Source organism: Ruegeria sp. Alg231-54 (assembly GCF_900143525.1).
GTDB lineage: Bacteria > Pseudomonadota > Alphaproteobacteria > Rhodobacterales > Rhodobacteraceae > Ruegeria.
Genome location: NZ_FREZ01000014.1, coordinates 1 through 17,737 on the forward strand (window position 1 = coordinate 1; position 17,737 = coordinate 17,737).

Sequence of the window (17,737 nt, forward strand, 5' to 3'; positions counted from 1 at the left end):
CGTTGGCCGCCCAGAAATGGTGCCGGGCGACTGGATCAAGGAAGGCGCCACCGTCATCGACGTGGGCATCAACCGCATTGAACGCGACGGCAAGAACAAGCTGGTCGGCGACGTCGACTACGCCAGCGCCGCAACACGCGCCGGCGCCATCACCCCGGTCCCCGGCGGCGTAGGTCCCATGACCATCGCCTGCCTGCTGGCCAACACACTCACCGCCTGCTGCCGCGCAAACAAACTGCCAGAACCAGAAGGCCTCACAGCCTGACCTGTTTCGCTGGGGCGCAAAAAATGCGCCCCAGCGAAACTCAATTTCGCACAAGTGTGAAAATTGGCCATGATGTCAACGTGCTAAATTTCCCCCCTTTAAGGTTTGAATGTCTGAATGGGGCGTGTTAGCCGGGATTTCCCAGCCGTTTGCAGTGTGTGAATGTTAGCTTTCCGGGGCTTTTGGCTGGGTCCCTGAAAGTGGTTTTTGATATGGTATGACTTCAAAGCTAAGACCCATCTTCAGCCTGTGCAGCCCACAACGCGTGGTGGCCGGAGCGTTCTTCCTTCCTATGCTGGCTTACGCTTTTCCGCCGTTCCAGATGTCGGATTTGCCGTTTGTCATAAGCTTCTTATTTTGGTTCGGGGTGATGGGCATCGCTGTAACGTCGACCTGGATGGCCCGAAAACTGATCCGCGAATCCGGGACTGTTCTGAACCTGCCGGTGCGTGACCTGGCAATCGCTCTGTTTGTATTGCTGTTGTTTATCCCGTCCCTTTGGGTGCTGGCCGTGGTTCTGTTTTCCATTGGGGGCCACTCCGCACCCGGCATTCCGCGGGTTGTTGGATACAGTGCGTTGTTTACCGCTGGCCTGATTCTGACCAGCCGGGCGGAACCCAAAAGCGCTCCACCATCATCCCCGGCACCGCGGCTTGCGCGACGGTTGCCTGCGTCTTTTCAGGGGCAAATTTATCGCCTGAGCTCGCGCAATCACTATGTGGATGTGGTCACATCAGAGGGCACCTTTGCGATCCGATTACGGCTCTCTGATGCGGTTGGGGAAATGGAGCCCTTGCGCGGGCATTGTGCGCACCGGTCCCATTGGATCGTGGATGACGCAGTCACAGGCACTGAGAAGGTGGCCGACAGAATCTATTTGAAGCTGGTAAACGGTGACCTGATACCTGTCAGCCGGAAGTACAAGCCGATGCTTGAGGACGACGGGTTGATATGATCTCAGCGTGGCATTGGGATGATTTGTGGATGAGGGCCGGTCAGGATGGCCATTGCCCGGTCGCTCATCAAGTCACTCAGAACTTTCTTGGAACTTCGCAGCCCGCCTGTATAGGTGCCATAGGCCGGCAGGATAAGTCGTGCATTATCCATCAAAAACGCAGGGCGTGTGATCGTCCGACCGCGTGCCCTAATGCGGGTCTTGGGATGATAGTGCCCCGAGATTTCGTCGTGACCACTGGGTTGGGCGATATGTCGGAAAACCAATGGGCCTGCCGTGTATTCAGCCAGATGTGTTCCGCTCAGATCTATTGGACCCGGGTCGTGGTTTCCTTCGATCCAAATCCATTGTCGGCCTGCTTGCAGGGCCGTCAACGAGAGCTTCTCGGCGGTGCCCAATGCAGCCAACGCATCCAAATCGTCAAAGCTGTCGCCAAGGCAAATGACAGTTTGCGCGCCGGTTCTGTCGATGTCGGCTGCCAGCCGGGTCAGGGTGTCCTGACTGTCATAGGGCGGCAAAGAGGGACCACCGCGCCGCGCCATACGTTCGGATTTGCCAAGATGCAGATCGCTGACGCATAACAGTTTCCGGTTTGGCCACCACAACGCACCAGATCCCAATGCGCGCAGGTCTTGTTCAGCAAAGGAAAACGCCAGCTCGTTCATGGTACGTTCTTCACCTGTTTTGATCCTTGGCGCAAGCTGAATTACTTCGCGTCTAGTCCCGCAGCCTGTAGCAACCGGGCGCTTTCCTCGGCCAACAGGCGTTCTTCGGCGGCACCTTTGACCGGTACTTTGCCAACCTCCAGAAACAACGGCGCGGCGAGGGGAGAGACCCGATCCAGCCGAACCAGATCTATCCGGTCACCAATTCGTTCAATCATTGTCTCGATACGTCCAAAATCCACTAGTCCGCGCATTGCTTCCTCGCGGGTGATCTGCATCAGCAGGTGGTCGGGATCATACTTCAGCAACGTGTCGTAAAGTATGTCCGAGGAAAACGTAGCCTGACGCCCGCTTTTTCGTTGCCCGCCTGTATTGCGCTCGATCAGGCCTGCGATCGTGGCTGAGGCGCGAAAGGTGCGTTTCATGACAGCGTTGCCCGCCAGCCATGTCTCAAGCCCGTCACGAAGTTCGCCCAGTTGGAACAGAGGGCGTGGGTCGGTCACAGCATCCAGGCCCCAAACCAGCGTCGCATAGTCGGTGGCAACAAAACCAAGCGGCGCCAGCCCGGTTTCCTCCATCCGTTTGGTCAATAAAAGCCCAAGGGTCTGTTGCGCATTGCGCCCGGCAAAGCCGTAAACACATAAATGTTCGCGGCCATCATTGGGAAAGCTCTCGATCAACAATCGGTCGCGTTGCGGCAATCGGGACATATCCCGCTGCAACGCTAACCACTCGGCTGTGTGTGCAGGTAGTTGTGGCCAGTCTGGCTGTGCGAACATGCGCAGGATACGGTCGCTGAGTTGGGTCGAGGTCGCGAACTTGGTGCCCGAGAACGTGGCGATTTTGGGTTTCTTGTCGGCCCGACGGCTGACTTCCACCACCATTTCGCGCAGCCCCTCGTACCGTACGATCTGTCCGCCAATCAGAAACGTGTCGCCGGGCGTCAGAGAGGCAGCAAATGCCTCCTCGACTTCACCCAGCGGTTTGCCCCCGCGATTGCGCTTTAGGCGGACCTTCAGCGTGTCTGTGTCCTGTATCGTGCCCAGGTTCATGCGAATACGCTGTGCTGCCCTTGGGTCTCTTAGCTGCCATTTCCCGTCTGGCCGCTGCAACAGCCGCTGCCAGCGATCATAGGCGCGCAGCGCGTAGCCGCCGGTTGCACAAAAGTCCAGACAAGCGTCGAATTTAGCGCGGTTGAGATCAGCGAATGGGCCTGCTGTTGTCATCTCGGCATACAATGCGTCCGCATCGAACGGACCCGCTGCGGCCGCAATTAAAACGTGCTGACACAACACGTCCCTTGGGCCCGGTCCGCGCGGTTCGCCATCCAGATCATGGGCCTTTGCCGCCTCCAACGCGGCGACGCACTCTACGACTTCAAACCGGTTCGCTGGCACTAATAGGGCTTTGGACGGGGCGTTGTAACGATGGTTGGCACGACCAATGCGCTGAACCAGACGTTTGACGTTCTTGGGCGCGCCAATCTGGATCACCAGATCCACATCGCCCCAGTCGATGCCCAGATCTAGACTGCCGGTGCAAACAATGGCACGCAATTCGCCACGCACCATTGCAGCCTCGACCCGTTCGCGCTGTTGCCGATCCAGGCTGCCGTGGTGAATGCCAATGGGCAGCCCGTCATCATTGGCAAGCCAGATATTGTGAAAGAATATTTCGGCCTGCGCGCGGGTGTTGTGAAAGATAAGCGTGGTCTTGTGCCGTTTGATCTGCTCAAGAACGGCGGGGATCGAATAGGCCGCCCCTCCGCCGGACCAGGGCGGCATCTCTTGCGTCTCAAGCATTTGGATATCGGGGTCGGGGCCGGGATCAGCCTGAATGATCTTGCAAGGATCGGGGTGGCGGGCCAAAAACTGCGCGATGGCGTCGGGGTCTTCGACTGTGGCCGACAGGCCGACGCGTCGCAGGTCAGGGCACAAGCTTTGCAAACGGGCTAGCGCCAACATCAACTGATCGCCACGCTTGCTTTCGGCCAGGGCGTGAATCTCGTCCACAATCACGCGTTGGACGCCTGCAAACATCCGCGGGGCGTCTTCGTACGAAGTTAGTAAGGCCAGGCTTTCAGGCGTCGTCAGTAGGATGTGCGGAGGGTCCACGCGCTGACGTTTCTTTTGGGTGGCCGAGGTATCGCCTGTCCGGTCTTCAATGCGGATGGGCAGGCCAATATCGTCCGCCGGGCCGCGCAGGTTGCGGCGAATGTCGGCTGCCAACGCTTTGAGCGGTGAAACATAGAGAGTATGCAGCCCGGGGCGATCATTTTCCGCCAACTCGGTCAGCGTCGGCAGGAAACCGGCCATCGTTTTACCACCGCCGGTTGGCGCAATAAGCAAAGTGGCCGGGTCCGCAGCCCGGTCAAACATCTCTTGCTGATGTGGATGGATGGACCAGCCTTTGGTGTCAAACCAATCCGTGATCCGGGTGGGAATCTGCGTCATGAACGCAGACTACCCGGCCTGTCCCGGAAATGGCACGGCGTTAATTTACGATTATCTCGTCTTTGACGAACATGTTAGCCCAGGCCCTGTCGATCAGGTCGGGGCTCATCTGATAGGGGATGCCCTCGAATTCGCAGATCGAGATCATCTGGTCGATCAGGAAGATCGGCTGATAGTTGGCATAAACGTTGTTGATGGTCGGGTACTTGACCTTCAGCAAGTGCACCAGAGCGGATTCATCCAGCGGCATGCCGCGTTTCCGCGCCACCATTGCAAAGATTTTTAGGAAGTCTTCTTGAACGGGACCACCGATCTTAATCTTGAAGAAGATCCGGCGCAGGGCCGCTTGGTCGAAGATCTCATTCGGGTGGAAGTTGGTCGAGAAGATGACCAATGTGTCAAACGGAACCTCAAACTTTTCGCCAGACTGCAGGCCAAGAATGTCCTTGTTCTCTTCCAGAGGAACAATCCAGCGGTTGATCAGCGCCTGTGGCGGTTCCTGCTGACGACCAAGGTCGTCCACGATAAAGATGCCGCCGGTTGATTTCAGCTGCAGTGGCGCCTGATAGGTACGTGCAGTCGGGTTGTAGACCAGATCCAGCATTGAAAGCGAAAGTTCACCACCCGTTACCACGGTCGGGCGTTCGCACTGAACATAGCGTGTGTCGAACCGCTTGCGACGGCGCAGGCTGTTGGGGTCATCCGCCTCTTGCTCGATCGCAGTGTGGACGATCGGATCATAGACCGTGATCACCTGACCTGCATACTCGATGGCACGGGGAACATAGACGTTGTCCCCCAGCGCGTCGCGAATACCGTTCGAGATTGAGGATTTACCGTTTCCCGGAGGGCCATACATCAGAATTGACCGGCCGGCGCTGACCGCGGGGCCCAGATGGTCCAGCAGGCTGTCGGGCAGAACCAGATGTCCCATCGCACCGGTTAGCTGATCGCGGGTCACCTGAATATTGCGGATTGACTGACGCTTGACCTGTTCCCGGTATACGTCCAGCGGAACCGGCATGGCACCGAAGTATTCAGATTGGCTCAGCGCGTCCAGAGCGCGGGCTTTACCGGCATCGGTAAGCTGATAGCCCATCTCGTTACCGCTGTTGGCGTTTAACGTACCGGTCGCTTCGAGCAGTTTTTGTTCGCGGGCAATGTCCACAAGTTCTTGCGTGACCGCACCAGGCAAACAGATCGCTTCCGCGATCTCCGTGACCGTATCCACGTTTTTTCGGAATATTGTCTTGAGCAGAATGTCCCGCATCATCACGATGGGCAGTTTCATTTCGGCCATACCCTTTGGGGCAGGGGGGGCCATAACCGAGGTCGTCTGCATATTCATGAGCGTTGCCCGTCTATCCACTAATCACGCCAAAAGCCCCACACGGGCCACTTGCGTAAAATCTTAACCTGATTTGTGTCAGCACCAAGGCACTGAAAAGGCGGACTGATGATAGTTTATGAGCCGGAAACAGTACCGAGAATCAGATAGATCGCCAAGCTGGCCCCCAAAGGAAAACCCATCGGAAATTTCTTGCCCCGATCCCAGCTTTCCCAGTCCGGGGCAATTGCCCTAAGGCGCGTGTGCTTGGCCAGCCTATGCGTCACATATGCACCCAGCATGGCACAAGTGGCGATTAGCGTCATAAGCAGATAGTCACCGGCCCAGACAAAGGCCGAGGCGGCAGCTAGAAACTTGGCGTCACCTGCGCCCATGGCACCAGCCGCGTTGAACAGGATGCCGAAAAACAGAACGACAAAGATGTGCAGCAATTGCCATAGATAGGGTGGCAGCGTCAGGGCAATCGGGCCCACGCCGCCGGTCGTCCACGCGGTGGACCAGGGCGGCAGCACAATCAATCCGACAACAGCAAAAATCGCGATCAAAGCGATCACGGCGTGATTTTTGATCAACATGCTACGCAGATCAGTGAAGGCCACGTAAAAGCAGATAGGCAACACAAATGGCAAAAACCATGCGGCTGCCGTCGCTGGGATATTCATGAATCAGGCCTCTTCAAGCGCGCGAAGCGATCGAACGGCTTCCTCATAGTGCTGCGGGTGGGTTGCGATGGCTTCGCGGAACAGGTTCTTGGCCGTTGTGATGTCGCCTTGTTTGATCGCAGAAATGCCCATTGTATTAAGCAACATGGCCCGCTCAATCTGCGTCAGAGGAACAACTGGCATGTTATAGTTGCCCTGCGCGGCCCTGGCCAACACGAGGTTGTTCTTAGCGGTGAACAGCGACTTGTCCTGACGGATTGCTTCGGAAAACAATCGTTCAGCATCGGCGTAGTCACCGCGCGACAGCTTGGAGTAGCCCCAGTTGTTCATAACGCTGCCAGGGCGCGTGGTCAGACCGACGGCTGTTTCGTAAAAGTGATCCGCGCGTTTCCAGTCTTTGCTGGAGTCTGCAACGACCGCCTCAAGACGGTAACGTTGGAACGTTTCATAGGTTGGAGGAACCGAATCCAGCGTCGACTTGGCTGTTGACCAGTCACCCGCGCGGACCGATGCGGCGGCGTATTCGACCCGGTCGACGTTGCTCGCGCCCTTCATGGTCGCCACTTTTTTCCACGCCGAAGCGGCTTCGGTCGTGCGTTTGGCGCGTGTAAGAGAAATCGCGAGGCCCCGTTGCAGGTCGATCCGGCCAGGGTTTTTTGCGGCGGCCCCTTTGAAATAGGTCACAGCCTCGTTCGGATCAGCCGCGGTCAGAAGAACCTCGTTCAGGTTGGTTTCGTCAATGACGTTCACCTCCTGATAGGTGCGTTCGACCTTTTCTTCTTCGGTTTCCTTTTCGCAGGCGGACAGAACCATCCCGCAGATCACTATCGTCGGAATCAAGAATTGTTGGCGCATTTTTTGCGTCCCTTACTGCTCTTGCCAATGTTACGGGAGCTTGCGCAGCATGAATTGCCCGTCGCCTTGCTGCTCCAGTTTATATTCTTGTTTTTCCGGGGTAGTATTAACAGGATTTTCCATTTTTGCGAGTGCTAAGCGCAGATTGTCCAAGATTGCGTCACTTTCGCCATTGTCCAAAGCAAAGGCGCGCCTGAACATCTGCTCTGCCTCAGGGTATTCGGCCTTTTCCATCAGCACAACACCCAGATTATTCCACGCAATGGGCCAGTCGGGTTCATCCTCTATCGCGCGGCGCAGCAGTTCTTCTGCTTGCCCCAAACGCCTGAGACCCAGGTTTGCAGTTCCCATTGACGTCAGAAGTTCCGTTGTCATCCCCTGATCCAGCGCGGCGCGGGAAAAGGAAGTCAGCGCAAGCTCATATTCGCCCGATACCATCAGTCGGTTTCCGACCGTAATCGGATCAACGGCATCGGCTTTGGGGTCAACGCCCGGAGCGTCCAGACCGTTTGAAAGGCCCATTTCTGTGCAAGAGGCCACCATGGCAAGAACCATGGTGGCCTGAAAAATGCGGCGCAGCCTGAAACTGGTACACCTGAGATTTATTTCCATCGGGACGTTATCCACCGGCTTTTGCAAACTCCGCGATACCTTTTGCCGACGGGCCGACGAGAATGACCAGCAACGGCGGTACCGTCAGCATCATTGTGGCAAGTGTCATTTTGGTTGGCAACTTATTCGCGGCCTCTTCGGCGCGCATAACCCGCTTGTCACGCATTTCACCGGCATAAACCCGCAGGGCTTCGGCGATTGACGTACCAAACGTGGCCGACTGGATCATAACAGTCACGAACGAACTGACGTCCTGAACACCGCAGCGTGTACCAAAGTCTCTGAGAACGCTGTCCCTGTCCTTACCTGCCTTCAGTTCGTGTGCGACAACCTCGAACTCCGAGGCAATATCCGGGTAAGAGACTTTCATCTCAGCCGCGACCCTAACAATCGCCTGATCCAGCGACTGCCCCGCTTCGACGCAGACCAGCATAAGGTCCAGAGTGTCGGGGAAACCTGCAACGATGGCTTCCTGGCGTTCGGCAACGCGTCGCGTAATCCAATAGCGTGGGAGGAAGTAGAACGCACATGCCGGGATCAAGACGCGCATGGCCATCTGGGCCGGGGTGAATTCCTGATCGCCGGCAAAAACCGTGACCAAAAGCACGCCAATCGAAATGCCGATCAAACCAAGGGCAAATTGAGCAAAGTGAAAAAAGCGGACCGCGTCCTTGGATTGATACCCCGCCTGGCGCAGTTTGAGCTCCATCGCGGACAGTTCTTCTTTGTTCTGTGGTTCCAGGAAATTCGCAAATTTCTGAAGCTGCTCGTTGCGGTTGGATTGTCGTAGTTTGTCCTTGTTGCCTTTCTTGCTTTCCTTGGGCGCTGCATGTGAACGCTGCAGTTTCTTGAGAGGGTCCTCAGGCTGGTTCAGCATCAGTGGCAAGGCCACAAGGATCATGAACAACCCCAGAACACCAACCACGATAAGGGGTCCAAACGGTCCCAAATGCTCCGTCAGGACTTCATTGATTCGAGTCAGAAATTCCATACTTAAGCCCTCAGACTTTGATATTCGTAAGAATGCGCATGACGATCAGGTTCAGTGTCAGCATGATGGCCACAAAGAAACACATCGGAATGAACCACTCATGGTCAACAACTTCGTCATAGTAGCCCGGATCTTTCACCAGAATAAACAACAGGCAGAATAGGGGGAAGCCAGACAGGAATTTGCCGGACCATTTGGCCTCGGCCGTGATCGCATTAACTCGGCGGAACAGGCGGAACCGAGCACGGATAACCTTGGCCAAGCCCGCCAAAATCTCGGCCAAGTTACCGCCGGCCTGTTGCTGAATTCCGACGGCGACGGACAAAAAGCGCAAATCCTGCATTCCCAGACGTTCTGCCATGTCCTTAAGGGCTTCACCGACGTCACGACCGTAGGCGCATTCGTCAGCAATCACGCCAAACTCTGTTCCAAGCGGATCCTGCACTTCATTTGCAACAATCTGAATTGTCGAAACAAATGGGTTGCCAACACGAAGAGATCGCACCATCAGCTCGACGGCGTCTGGCAGTTGTTCTTCCATCAAGCCCATACGTTTCGAGGCTTTGTGATTTACCCACGCATAGACACCACCAACACCAATCCCGATCGAAAGCGCAATCCGCAAAACCATCTCGGTTCCCGTGCCGATGCTCAATCCGACATAGGCAAAGCCAGAAACCAGCATCATGATCATGATCAATTGGCGCGGTGAAAAGGCGATAGCAGCTTTTTGTGCCTTGTCGGCCAACAGCGAATAGAGCGGGATGCTCTGGGATTTCATATGCTGCTGCATTTCCTTGCGCAGCTGTTCCAGGACCTGTTCGCGTCCGACGCCTTTCTCAAGCATATCCAGACGCCGGTTCACGCGGCTGTTCAGGCTGATGGACTTGCCAAATGCGACAAGATAGATGCCCTCGACTAGGAGAAGAACTCCGACGAAGATCACAACATAGATAAGAGCCTCTACGGGCAGTTGCATATCCGGATCTCCTTAGACGGTCGTAGGTTCGTAGATGGATGGAGGCAGATCAAAGCCCCACAGACGGAAGCGTTCGGAATAGTGGCTGCGAACACCGGTCGCGGTAAAATGGCCAATGATCTTGTTGTCTGGCGTCAGACCAACGCGTTGGAACTTGAATATTTCCTGCATAGAAATCACGTCACCTTCCATCCCGGTAATCTCGGTGATTGAGGTCATCCGACGCGAGCCGTCCTGCAAGCGGCTGGCCTGCACAATCAGGTTCACAGCTGATGAGACTTGGCTGCGGACTGCTTTGATCGGCATCTCGATCCCGGCCATTGCGATCATGTTTTCGAGACGCGAAATCCCGTCTCGGGCCGAGTTGGCGTGGATCGTGGTCATCGAACCGTCGTGGCCCGTGTTCATGGCCTGCAGCATGTCGATCACCTCGGCGCCACGCGTCTCGCCTACGATGATGCGGTCAGGCCGCATACGCAGGGCGTTTTTCAGACAGTCACGCGGGCTGACTTCGCCTTTGCCTTCGACGTTAGGGGGGCGGCTTTCCATCCGTCCCACATGGGTCTGCTGCAGCTGAAGTTCCGCCGTATCCTCGATGGTCAGGATGCGTTCGGCGTCATCAATAAAGCTGGACAAAGCATTCAGCGTCGTCGTTTTACCCGAGCCTGTACCACCCGAGACGATGATATTCAGGCGCGTTGAAACAGCTGCCTGCAAATAGGCGGCCATTTCTTCTGTAAAAGCGCCGAAATTGACCAGATCGTCGATGGCAAGCTTGTCTTTTTTAAACTTACGAATGGAAACCAGCGACCCGTCAACGGCGATAGGTGGCACCATTGCGTTGAAACGCGACCCGTCAGCCAAGCGGGCGTCAACATAGGGGTTGGATTCATCGACCCGACGACCCACGGCGGATACGATCTTGTCGATGATCCGCATCAGGTGCTTTTCGTCCTTGAACGTGACGTCGCTGATTTCTAGCTTTCCGTACCGCTCAACAAAAATCTGCTGAGGGCCGTTAACCAAGATATCGTTGACGCTGTCGTCTTGAAGCAGAGTCTCAAGGGGCCCCAGACCAGTGACTTCGTCATACAGTTCTTTGTTTAGCTGTGACCGGTCTTCGCGGTTTAGAACGATGTCACGGGATTCGAGAATCTCGCTCGAGATCGCGCTGATTTCCGCCCGAAGCTCTGATTCCCCGGCCTTTTCAAGCGCCGCGAGGTTCAGGTTTTCCAACAGCTCCCGATGCATCTCAATCTTGATTTCACCTAGGCGCTCTTTGCGCTTGCGATCCCGGTCCGAGCCGACCGGTTCAGCGGCCTTCTTTTGAATTGGGCGGCGTGCGACGGCGTTGTCAGTGGATGCTTTTTTCGGAGCAGGCGTTTGCGCCGCAGCCTCAGGCGTTGGAGCAGCCTCGACCGGCTGCGCTGCTGGCTGCTTCTTGTATCTTGAAAACACGGCGACTACCCCTCTGAAATACGGTTACGCGGCCTCGGCGCTGCTGCTGCCCAAACTGTGAAGCGATTTAGCAAGTTTTGCGATTTCCCGACGCAGCGGGTTTTTGGCGGCGGATTTGGCCAGCGGCAATCCGTGATCACCGCTTTGCATGACGGGTTTGCCACCATCCGGCAATTGCAGGTCAATTGAAATGCCCAGGCTTTCGCCCATGCGCTTGACCCGGCCTTTGCCATTCAAGTCAGTGAATTTCGGGGCTCGGTTCAGAGCGAACCGGAGCTTGTTGAACGGCAGTTCCTCGGCTTGAAGGGCGCGTTTCAACCGCAGCGCGTTCTGAGCGGATCGCATATCCAGTTCGATCATGGCAAAGTACACATGTGCAGCCTGAAGAACCGTTTCCGACCAATGAACAAGGGTTGTCGGCATGTCGACAACCACGTAGTCGAATTTCCTGCGGGCAATTTCGATGACGCGCTCGATGTCTTCGGGTGTGATCAGGTCCAACGGAACCATATCGGACGGTGCAGTCAGGACCTCAAGCTTTTCCTCATAGGTTTGTAGGGCCTGGGAGAAGACATCGTCATCCATCGAGTTTGTGTCCGACAGCATCTCAAATATGGTTTCGCGTCGGGGAAGGTCCAGATAGGTCGACACGCTGCCATATTGCAGATCCAGGTCGATGACGCACACAGAAGGTGCCTCTTTATCTGACGCAGTTGCCAGCTCCCAGGCGAGATTGACCGCCATAGTCGTTGATCCCACACCGCCTGCCAGCCCATGGACCACAAACAGCGCGCCTTCTTTCGAATCACCGTGAGCGGCAGGAGCTGTCGCAACCGCAGTCGCTGCTACCGGCTCAGGTTTGTTCATGCGCTCGATGGCTTCCTGCAGCTCTCCCTCGGGAAGAGGGTAGGGGACAAACTCGTCCGCGCCCTTGCGAAGTAGTTGGTGCAGAGATGCAGGTGTGACGTCTTCGGCGATCAGAACGATTTTTATCTTTTTCTCTTTGGCCTGCGAGATGATCTCGCCCATCAGAGAAAGGTTGTCCTCATCTTCTCCGTCAATGGCAAGCGCAACGAATTCAAGGCTTTCCGCCTCGGGTTGGCTGAAAAAAGCCAGGGCTTCGGCAAAGCCAAGGTCGCCCCAACGTTCGCCCAAAATGGTCTCCATGTCCTCGATCAGAAGATCAAAATTTTGGACGTCACGGCTGATCGTGCAGGCCAGAATGGCAGTTCCGTCATCTTGCGTTTTGGCGCTCGTCATTCACACAATCCTCGTCGTCTGGGCCTGCTCGCTGCCCGAACATGTCTGGTTCGGTTCAGTTCGCTGTTGCCCGGTCGCGGCCAATTCAGGCCGCACTTCACCTAATTGTTGAAAAGATGGCTTGGAACTTAGGCAAGATTTTGGCGCAAAAGAACCAATTGTAGGGAAATGGGCGACGATGCCGCCCATTTCTTATGGATTATTCAGAATCGCTGCCGCCAACATCGTCACGCTGGATGTAGCTTGCTCTCGTGGCGCTGTCGACATATTCGCGATAGACGATAGCTGCGTATTTTCCATCCAGTACCAGCGGGTTGCGTTCCATGAAGCCGGACACTTCAGTCACAGTACGCCTGTTGCGGCGATCTCGATTGGGGGTGTCGACCAGGGGCCGTGTTTTTCCGAAGGAAACAACAGCTTCCAGGCGTGAACGCGAAATCCCTTGCTGCGTCAGGAATGCAACAGCGGCGTTTGCGCGGCGTTGCCCAAGCGACTGGTTATACCCGGTAGAGCCTACAGCATCGGTATGGCCATAGACGCGGAACCTCACTTCGGGGAACTGCTTGATCCACGCCGCTTGCCGCAACAAGACCCGCTGTGCCTGAGCGTCCAGCTGAGAACTGTTAAACGCAAAATTGATCTGCGTAGGCACCTCTGCGGCAAACCGCCGGCTCAGGATTTGGGCGTATGTCAGCTCACCGTTCATGACTTGAACGTTGTTTAGCGTTGCGTTGCCAAAAGCGCCTTGGTCAACCTCGTACCCCGCTTCACGCGTACACGCGGCAACGGCGACCGACAGACCCAGCGTTATTATCCACTTCTGCATTGGTCCTATCCTCTCAATCATTCCAGGATGTAGCCGTAGGAGCTGCCAAAATCTTGTCTGGCGACTTCAGATGCGCCCCCCGAACCTACCCGTGTGGTTCGCGCCGTTTTTCCGTTCAGGAACAAGTCAAACTCAGTAGGCGGTTTGACGCGGTCGGTCGGCAGGGCCAGAGCTTCACCACGTGTGGGTGATACCAGATGTGCTGTGACGATGACGACCAGTTCAGATTGCTCACGCTGGTATTCCGCGCTGCGGAACAAAGCACCCAGCACAGGGATGTCGCCGACCCATGGGATTTGGCTGTTCAGGTCCGCGAAGTTGTCCTGAATCAGCCCTGCAATTGCAAAGCTCTCTCCGTCTCGCAATTCAACTGTCGTCTTCGTCTGACGCGCAATGAATGTTGGCACGTTGTTGCCTGCAATTGTAAAGTTGGAGTTTGGGTCAATAGTTGACACCGATGTTCCCAGCTCGAGGTTTATCAGATCACCGTCCACCACGCGTGGCGTAAAGAGGACCTGCACACCAAAATTCCGGTATTCAATTGCAATTTGGCCGTCATCGGCCGGAACCGGAATCGGGACTTGGCCACCCGCCAGGAATTCGGCTTCCTGACCCGACAGGGCTGACAAGTTGGGCTCCGCAAGAGTTCGGGCAAGCCCTTTGGTTTCAAGCGCTTCCAACAGCAAACGTACCTGTGTTGAACCCGCGCCGAAGCCAAACAGGATAGCTCCCGTATTTGTCTGTTGGATTGGGATGTTGTTGTTGAGCGCGTTCGCCAAAGAAGTGGCATTGTTCAGTGTGTTGAAACCGCCCGTCACGTCGCCACCACCAAAGCCCAATGATGTGGTCAGGCTTTTGGCAACCGACCTGTTCATTTCGGCAAAGCGAACTTTCAGCATGACCTGTTGAACACCGCCAACAGACATCAGGTTCGAAACCCGCTCGGGCGCGTAACGTTCTGCTAGTTCCAGGGCACGGGCCAATTTAGCCGAGCTGGAGATCGTGCCAGAAAGAACGATGCCGTCGTTGGCAGTACGCACTTCGATTGGCTCACCCGGTAGAATCTGCCGCAGCCTTTCTTTGAATTCAGACACATCCGGTGATACACGGACCCGAACATTGGCCAGCAGGTTGCCAGCCCCATCGAACAAAGTCAGCGTGGTCAGGCCAGGTGCCTTACCCAATACATAGATGGTACGATCAGAAAGCGACGAAATGTCAGCGATGCCTGCGTTGGCGATGCTGAGTTCCGCAAATGGTGTTTCGCTTTCAACGACAATTGCGCGGTTCATCGGAACGTCCAGCGTTTCCGCTGTACCGTTCTTAACCACGCGAAGTGTTTCAGCCTGGACAGCAGTGCTGGCCGAACTGATAACTAACGCCAACCCCAGAAGGGTTGCGTTGAACAAAGATTTTATTTTCATGTGACCTGCCTCTCCGATCACGCCTCGTTTTAGGTCTAACGCCTTATGTGTGACAACACTGCGCGAATTACGATTTTATTGCAATAATCAATGGTTTCTGGAATTTTCCTTATGTGGGTAATGCGCAACAATCGAAACGAAACAAGCCGCGCTGATGGCGCGGCTTGTGGCTTTAACGTTTTGATTTTACGCTAGTTTGTGCAGGGCGTTGGTATTCCGGTATCTACGATCTCGCCGCCGCGGCGCGCTTTGACTGTGCAAACCCTTTTCTGGACTTTGACTGGTGCGGGTGCTGCTTCTTCGATTCCCAGCAGTTTTCTTTGGTCGACTTCAATCGCTGTTGCTATGGTCTCATCCTGGACACCAACCAATGCCAGTGATAAACGACCTGTATTCTGAGCTTGGGCAAGAGCTGCAACTTGTTCAGGAGTTACAGCCACAGTGACCGTCCTAGCGATTGTTGTGCCGGTCACGTCCGATCCTGCAATCTGGTCCACAGCGAACAGTTCAATATTGTTCTGGATAAGCCGCGTGATTTCACCTTCACCGCCGGCACCTCTTAAGGATCCGGTCCAGTATATATCGACGCTATCGCCCGGGCGCAGGAATCCAGATACACCAGATGCGACATCTACACTGATTGCAAAGGCGCGCATGCCTTTTTCTAGGCGAGACGTCAGGCCGGCGGATTCGCCAGGTTGAGTGACTTTGACGGTCAGAAGAGCCTCGTCTTTTTCCATTGCACGCAGGATAAAGCGGTCACCTCTTGCATCCTCGGGGAACAATACTGCCATATCCGCAAAAGTCCCTTCGGGAATCGCGGCCTCTGGCCATTGCACGACGCGCACATCTTCCTGCGAAAGACGCTCTCCATATTTCATGGCCCGGTTTGCGACCATGACTGGAACTGTGGGAATGGTCTTAACATTTGCGAGCGCGTTTTGAGTCGCCAATCTTTCCCGCTCAAGTTCCGACTGGGTTTGTTTGATATAGTCTCGCGCCATGTATACGGCGCCACCGGCCAGAGCGACCCCAATAATCAGAACAAGTCCAAATACTAGCCGCATTCGCGTCCCCTCGTATTAGTCTATTTAAGTTAGTTCGTCATAGGCTCTACGACGAAGATCATCATTGATTAAAGGGAGATTGTGTCGAAAAGGGGGACAATCATGTACTTTTTTTCGAAGCCGTGGTATTGTCGACAACCTTCATGGTCTGGGTCTTTACTAGTTGTCGAAATCGAAAACGATTTCCTGAACCTCTATTTTGGACAGTGCGTCTCCGGTTTGAGAATCCACATGTTGAACCCCATCCGAAATGCTCAGAACGACAATCGTACCGAGGCCGACCAGGCCAGCCGTCAATATCACCCAATCGACGGTAATAGCCCCGTCTTCATGTTCTGAGAATTTTGCTATTCTGTTCAACATTGGAGTGCCAAGGTTTGAGATATTGAATCAAATAGGGCCAAGCCTAAAGAAGCTTGGCCCCACAGCAAATAATCTAGATTTGCATAGTTATTACGGGGTGCCGCCGGTGGTGGTGGTGGTGCTGCCGCCGCTGGTGGTTGATCCAGGAACTGCGTCCGCGGAAACCGAAATCCCGGTCAGTGCGGTGTTGATCTTACCGGACACGGCCTGAGTACCAGTACCGACCTGAGTGTATGCAACAGCGGCCAGGCCAACAACGGCTGCGGTCAGAACGACCCAGTCAACTGTTACGGCGCCGTCTTCGTCTTTGCGGAAGTTCTTGATGAACTTGATCATGTTACGTCCCTCCTAAAGGATCTAAAAAAGTCAATTAAACCTAGGCGTCTATCAGAGCTTTCTCTCTCAGTCCGCTCCCGATCGTCTCGGTATGGCACTATGATTGACCGCTGTGCGTGGCAGGAATTGGGCCAAACCCCATTTTTTTTTGATGAAGTTTAACTTTTTGGTAGTTATTCTGGTAAGTTTTTGAAAGAAAACAATAAAAAATTTCACCACTCAGAGGTTGCCTAGACGCCCCGATGCAAATTTGCGGCAAATGAGGCGAAATTGCCCCATTTCGCATTGTTTTTCTGGCCTTGCGGGCAAATTCGAGGTTCAACTCAACCAAAAGAAAAACATGAGGCAGGCAAATGAAACTCCGGCTCGCAATGACTTGCGCCGGTTTGGCGGCGTTGATGCTGTCTGGCCCAGTGCCAGTCGTGGCGAACGAGGTTGAGCCAAGAGGCGTTTACAAACGGGTCAAGGCCCCAAAGCCTGGCACGCGGCCACGCGTCACGGTCCAGATTACGCCCGATGAGCATGCGAAGACCCCGTCTGCCCCTAGTACAGGCGTAGAATTAGTCGAACCTGAAATCATCGCGCGCACGCGTGTCATACCGCCAACTCTTCCCGGTGCGGGCAAAAAACCGGTTGGTTCGTACAAGGCTTTCTGGGAAAGGGTGTCGCCATCATTGACCGAGGCCGGGTCCGGACGGCTGCACGATGCCATGAATGCACTGGCTGCCATCAACGTCGCGGCACCGCGTTTACAGACCCTGCAAAATATCGCCCAACAGCGCCGCGTGGATATTCTGCGCTCGACCGTGGGAACAAATGTCTCACCGGCATTGGTTCTGGCGGTCATTTCCGTGGAATCCGCCGGGCGCACTGACGCTGTAAGCTCGGCAGGGGCACAAGGATTGATGCAGCTGATGCCTGCAACCGCTAAACGTTTTGGGGTTCAGGACAGTACGCAGCCGTCGCAAAACATTGCGGGCGGTGTGAAGTACCTGAACTGGCTGATGGAAGAATTCGGTAACGACCCGATCCTCGTCCTTGCAGGGTATAACGCTGGGGAAGGGGCCGTACGTAAGCACGAGGGCGTCCCACCTTACGCAGAGACCCGTGATTACGTACCCAAGGTTCTTGCAGCGTTTCAGGTGGCGCGGGCGTTGTGTTCGACACCGCCTCAGCTGATTACGGATGGGTGTGTATTCCAATCGTTGAACTGAAAAT

17 protein-coding genes and 1 pseudogene are annotated in these 17,737 nt (G+C 55.2%); 3 read left to right on the forward strand and 15 right to left on the reverse strand.

The features are described from left to right. Positions 1–265: pseudogene (locus DHN12_RS19685) on the forward strand (bifunctional methylenetetrahydrofolate dehydrogenase/methenyltetrahydrofolate cyclohydrolase); the annotation flags it as partial. 217 nt (positions 266–482) lie between these two features. Continuing rightward, positions 483–1,220, forward strand: a complete 738-nt coding sequence (locus DHN12_RS19690) for a LytTR family DNA-binding domain-containing protein (RefSeq protein WP_108861710.1) — start codon at positions 483–485, stop codon at positions 1,218–1,220. A 2-nt stretch (positions 1,221–1,222) separates the two neighbouring features. Here DHN12_RS19690 and pdeM read toward each other — a convergent pair whose 3' ends face one another. The 15 genes from pdeM to DHN12_RS19765 form a co-directional block, all read right to left on the reverse strand. After that, entirely contained in the window at positions 1,223–1,885 is a 663-nt protein-coding gene (gene pdeM / locus DHN12_RS19695; RefSeq protein ID WP_108861711.1) for a ligase-associated DNA damage response endonuclease PdeM, read from the reverse strand. A 41-nt stretch (positions 1,886–1,926) separates the two neighbouring features. After that, complete coding sequence (locus tag DHN12_RS19700) at positions 1,927–4,338, reverse strand: ligase-associated DNA damage response DEXH box helicase (RefSeq protein ID WP_108861712.1); 2,412 nt, start codon at positions 4,336–4,338, stop codon at positions 1,927–1,929. 40 nt (positions 4,339–4,378) lie between these two features. Continuing rightward, on the reverse strand, positions 4,379–5,686 hold the full coding sequence (locus DHN12_RS19705) for an ATPase (RefSeq protein WP_108861713.1): 1,308 nt from the start codon (positions 5,684–5,686) through the stop codon (positions 4,379–4,381). 116 nt (positions 5,687–5,802) lie between these two features. Further along, positions 5,803–6,348, reverse strand: coding sequence for a prepilin peptidase (locus DHN12_RS19710; RefSeq protein WP_108861714.1), 546 nt, complete (start codon positions 6,346–6,348; stop codon positions 5,803–5,805). Between the two features lie 3 nt (positions 6,349–6,351). Next, positions 6,352–7,203 (reverse strand): lipopolysaccharide assembly protein LapB, encoded by an 852-nt coding sequence (locus tag DHN12_RS19715; RefSeq protein WP_108861715.1) that lies wholly within the window; start codon positions 7,201–7,203, stop codon positions 6,352–6,354. Between the two features lie 30 nt (positions 7,204–7,233). Continuing rightward, complete coding sequence (locus DHN12_RS19720; RefSeq protein ID WP_373455768.1) at positions 7,234–7,815, reverse strand: tetratricopeptide repeat protein; 582 nt, start codon at positions 7,813–7,815, stop codon at positions 7,234–7,236. A gap of 7 nt (positions 7,816–7,822) precedes the next feature. Next, entirely contained in the window at positions 7,823–8,806 is a 984-nt protein-coding gene (locus DHN12_RS19725) for a type II secretion system F family protein (protein ID WP_108861716.1), read from the reverse strand. A 10-nt stretch (positions 8,807–8,816) separates the two neighbouring features. Then, on the reverse strand, positions 8,817–9,785 hold the full coding sequence (locus tag DHN12_RS19730) for a type II secretion system F family protein (RefSeq protein ID WP_108861717.1): 969 nt from the start codon (positions 9,783–9,785) through the stop codon (positions 8,817–8,819). Between the two features lie 12 nt (positions 9,786–9,797). Beyond that, positions 9,798–11,243: a CpaF family protein gene (locus tag DHN12_RS19735; protein WP_108861718.1), complete on the reverse strand. Its 1,446-nt coding sequence runs from the start codon at positions 11,241–11,243 to the stop codon at positions 9,798–9,800. Positions 11,244–11,267: 24 nt separating this feature from the next. After that, positions 11,268–12,503, reverse strand: coding sequence for an AAA family ATPase (locus DHN12_RS19740; protein ID WP_108861719.1), 1,236 nt, complete (start codon positions 12,501–12,503; stop codon positions 11,268–11,270). Positions 12,504–12,702: 199 nt separating this feature from the next. Next, positions 12,703–13,329 (reverse strand): OmpA family protein, encoded by a 627-nt coding sequence (locus DHN12_RS19745; RefSeq protein ID WP_108861720.1) that lies wholly within the window; start codon positions 13,327–13,329, stop codon positions 12,703–12,705. Between the two features lie 17 nt (positions 13,330–13,346). Continuing rightward, the gene (locus DHN12_RS19750) at positions 13,347–14,753 is read right to left on the reverse strand and encodes a type II and III secretion system protein family protein (RefSeq protein ID WP_108861721.1); all 1,407 of its coding nucleotides are present in this window, start codon (positions 14,751–14,753) and stop codon (positions 13,347–13,349) included. A 191-nt stretch (positions 14,754–14,944) separates the two neighbouring features. Continuing rightward, positions 14,945–15,820 (reverse strand): Flp pilus assembly protein CpaB, encoded by an 876-nt coding sequence (gene cpaB / locus DHN12_RS19755; RefSeq protein WP_108861722.1) that lies wholly within the window; start codon positions 15,818–15,820, stop codon positions 14,945–14,947. A gap of 159 nt (positions 15,821–15,979) precedes the next feature. After that, on the reverse strand, positions 15,980–16,183 hold the full coding sequence (locus tag DHN12_RS19760; protein ID WP_108861723.1) for a hypothetical protein: 204 nt from the start codon (positions 16,181–16,183) through the stop codon (positions 15,980–15,982). A gap of 90 nt (positions 16,184–16,273) precedes the next feature. Then, positions 16,274–16,519 carry a Flp family type IVb pilin gene (locus tag DHN12_RS19765; RefSeq protein ID WP_108861724.1) on the reverse strand — a complete coding sequence of 82 codons (246 nt, stop codon included), beginning with the start codon at positions 16,517–16,519 and terminating at the stop codon, positions 16,274–16,276. 353 nt (positions 16,520–16,872) lie between these two features. Here DHN12_RS19765 and DHN12_RS19770 point away from each other — a divergent pair, with 353 nt between their 5' ends. Continuing rightward, positions 16,873–17,733 carry a lytic transglycosylase domain-containing protein gene (locus tag DHN12_RS19770; RefSeq protein WP_108861725.1) on the forward strand — a complete coding sequence of 287 codons (861 nt, stop codon included), beginning with the start codon at positions 16,873–16,875 and terminating at the stop codon, positions 17,731–17,733. Positions 17,734–17,737: the final 4 nt, after the last annotated feature.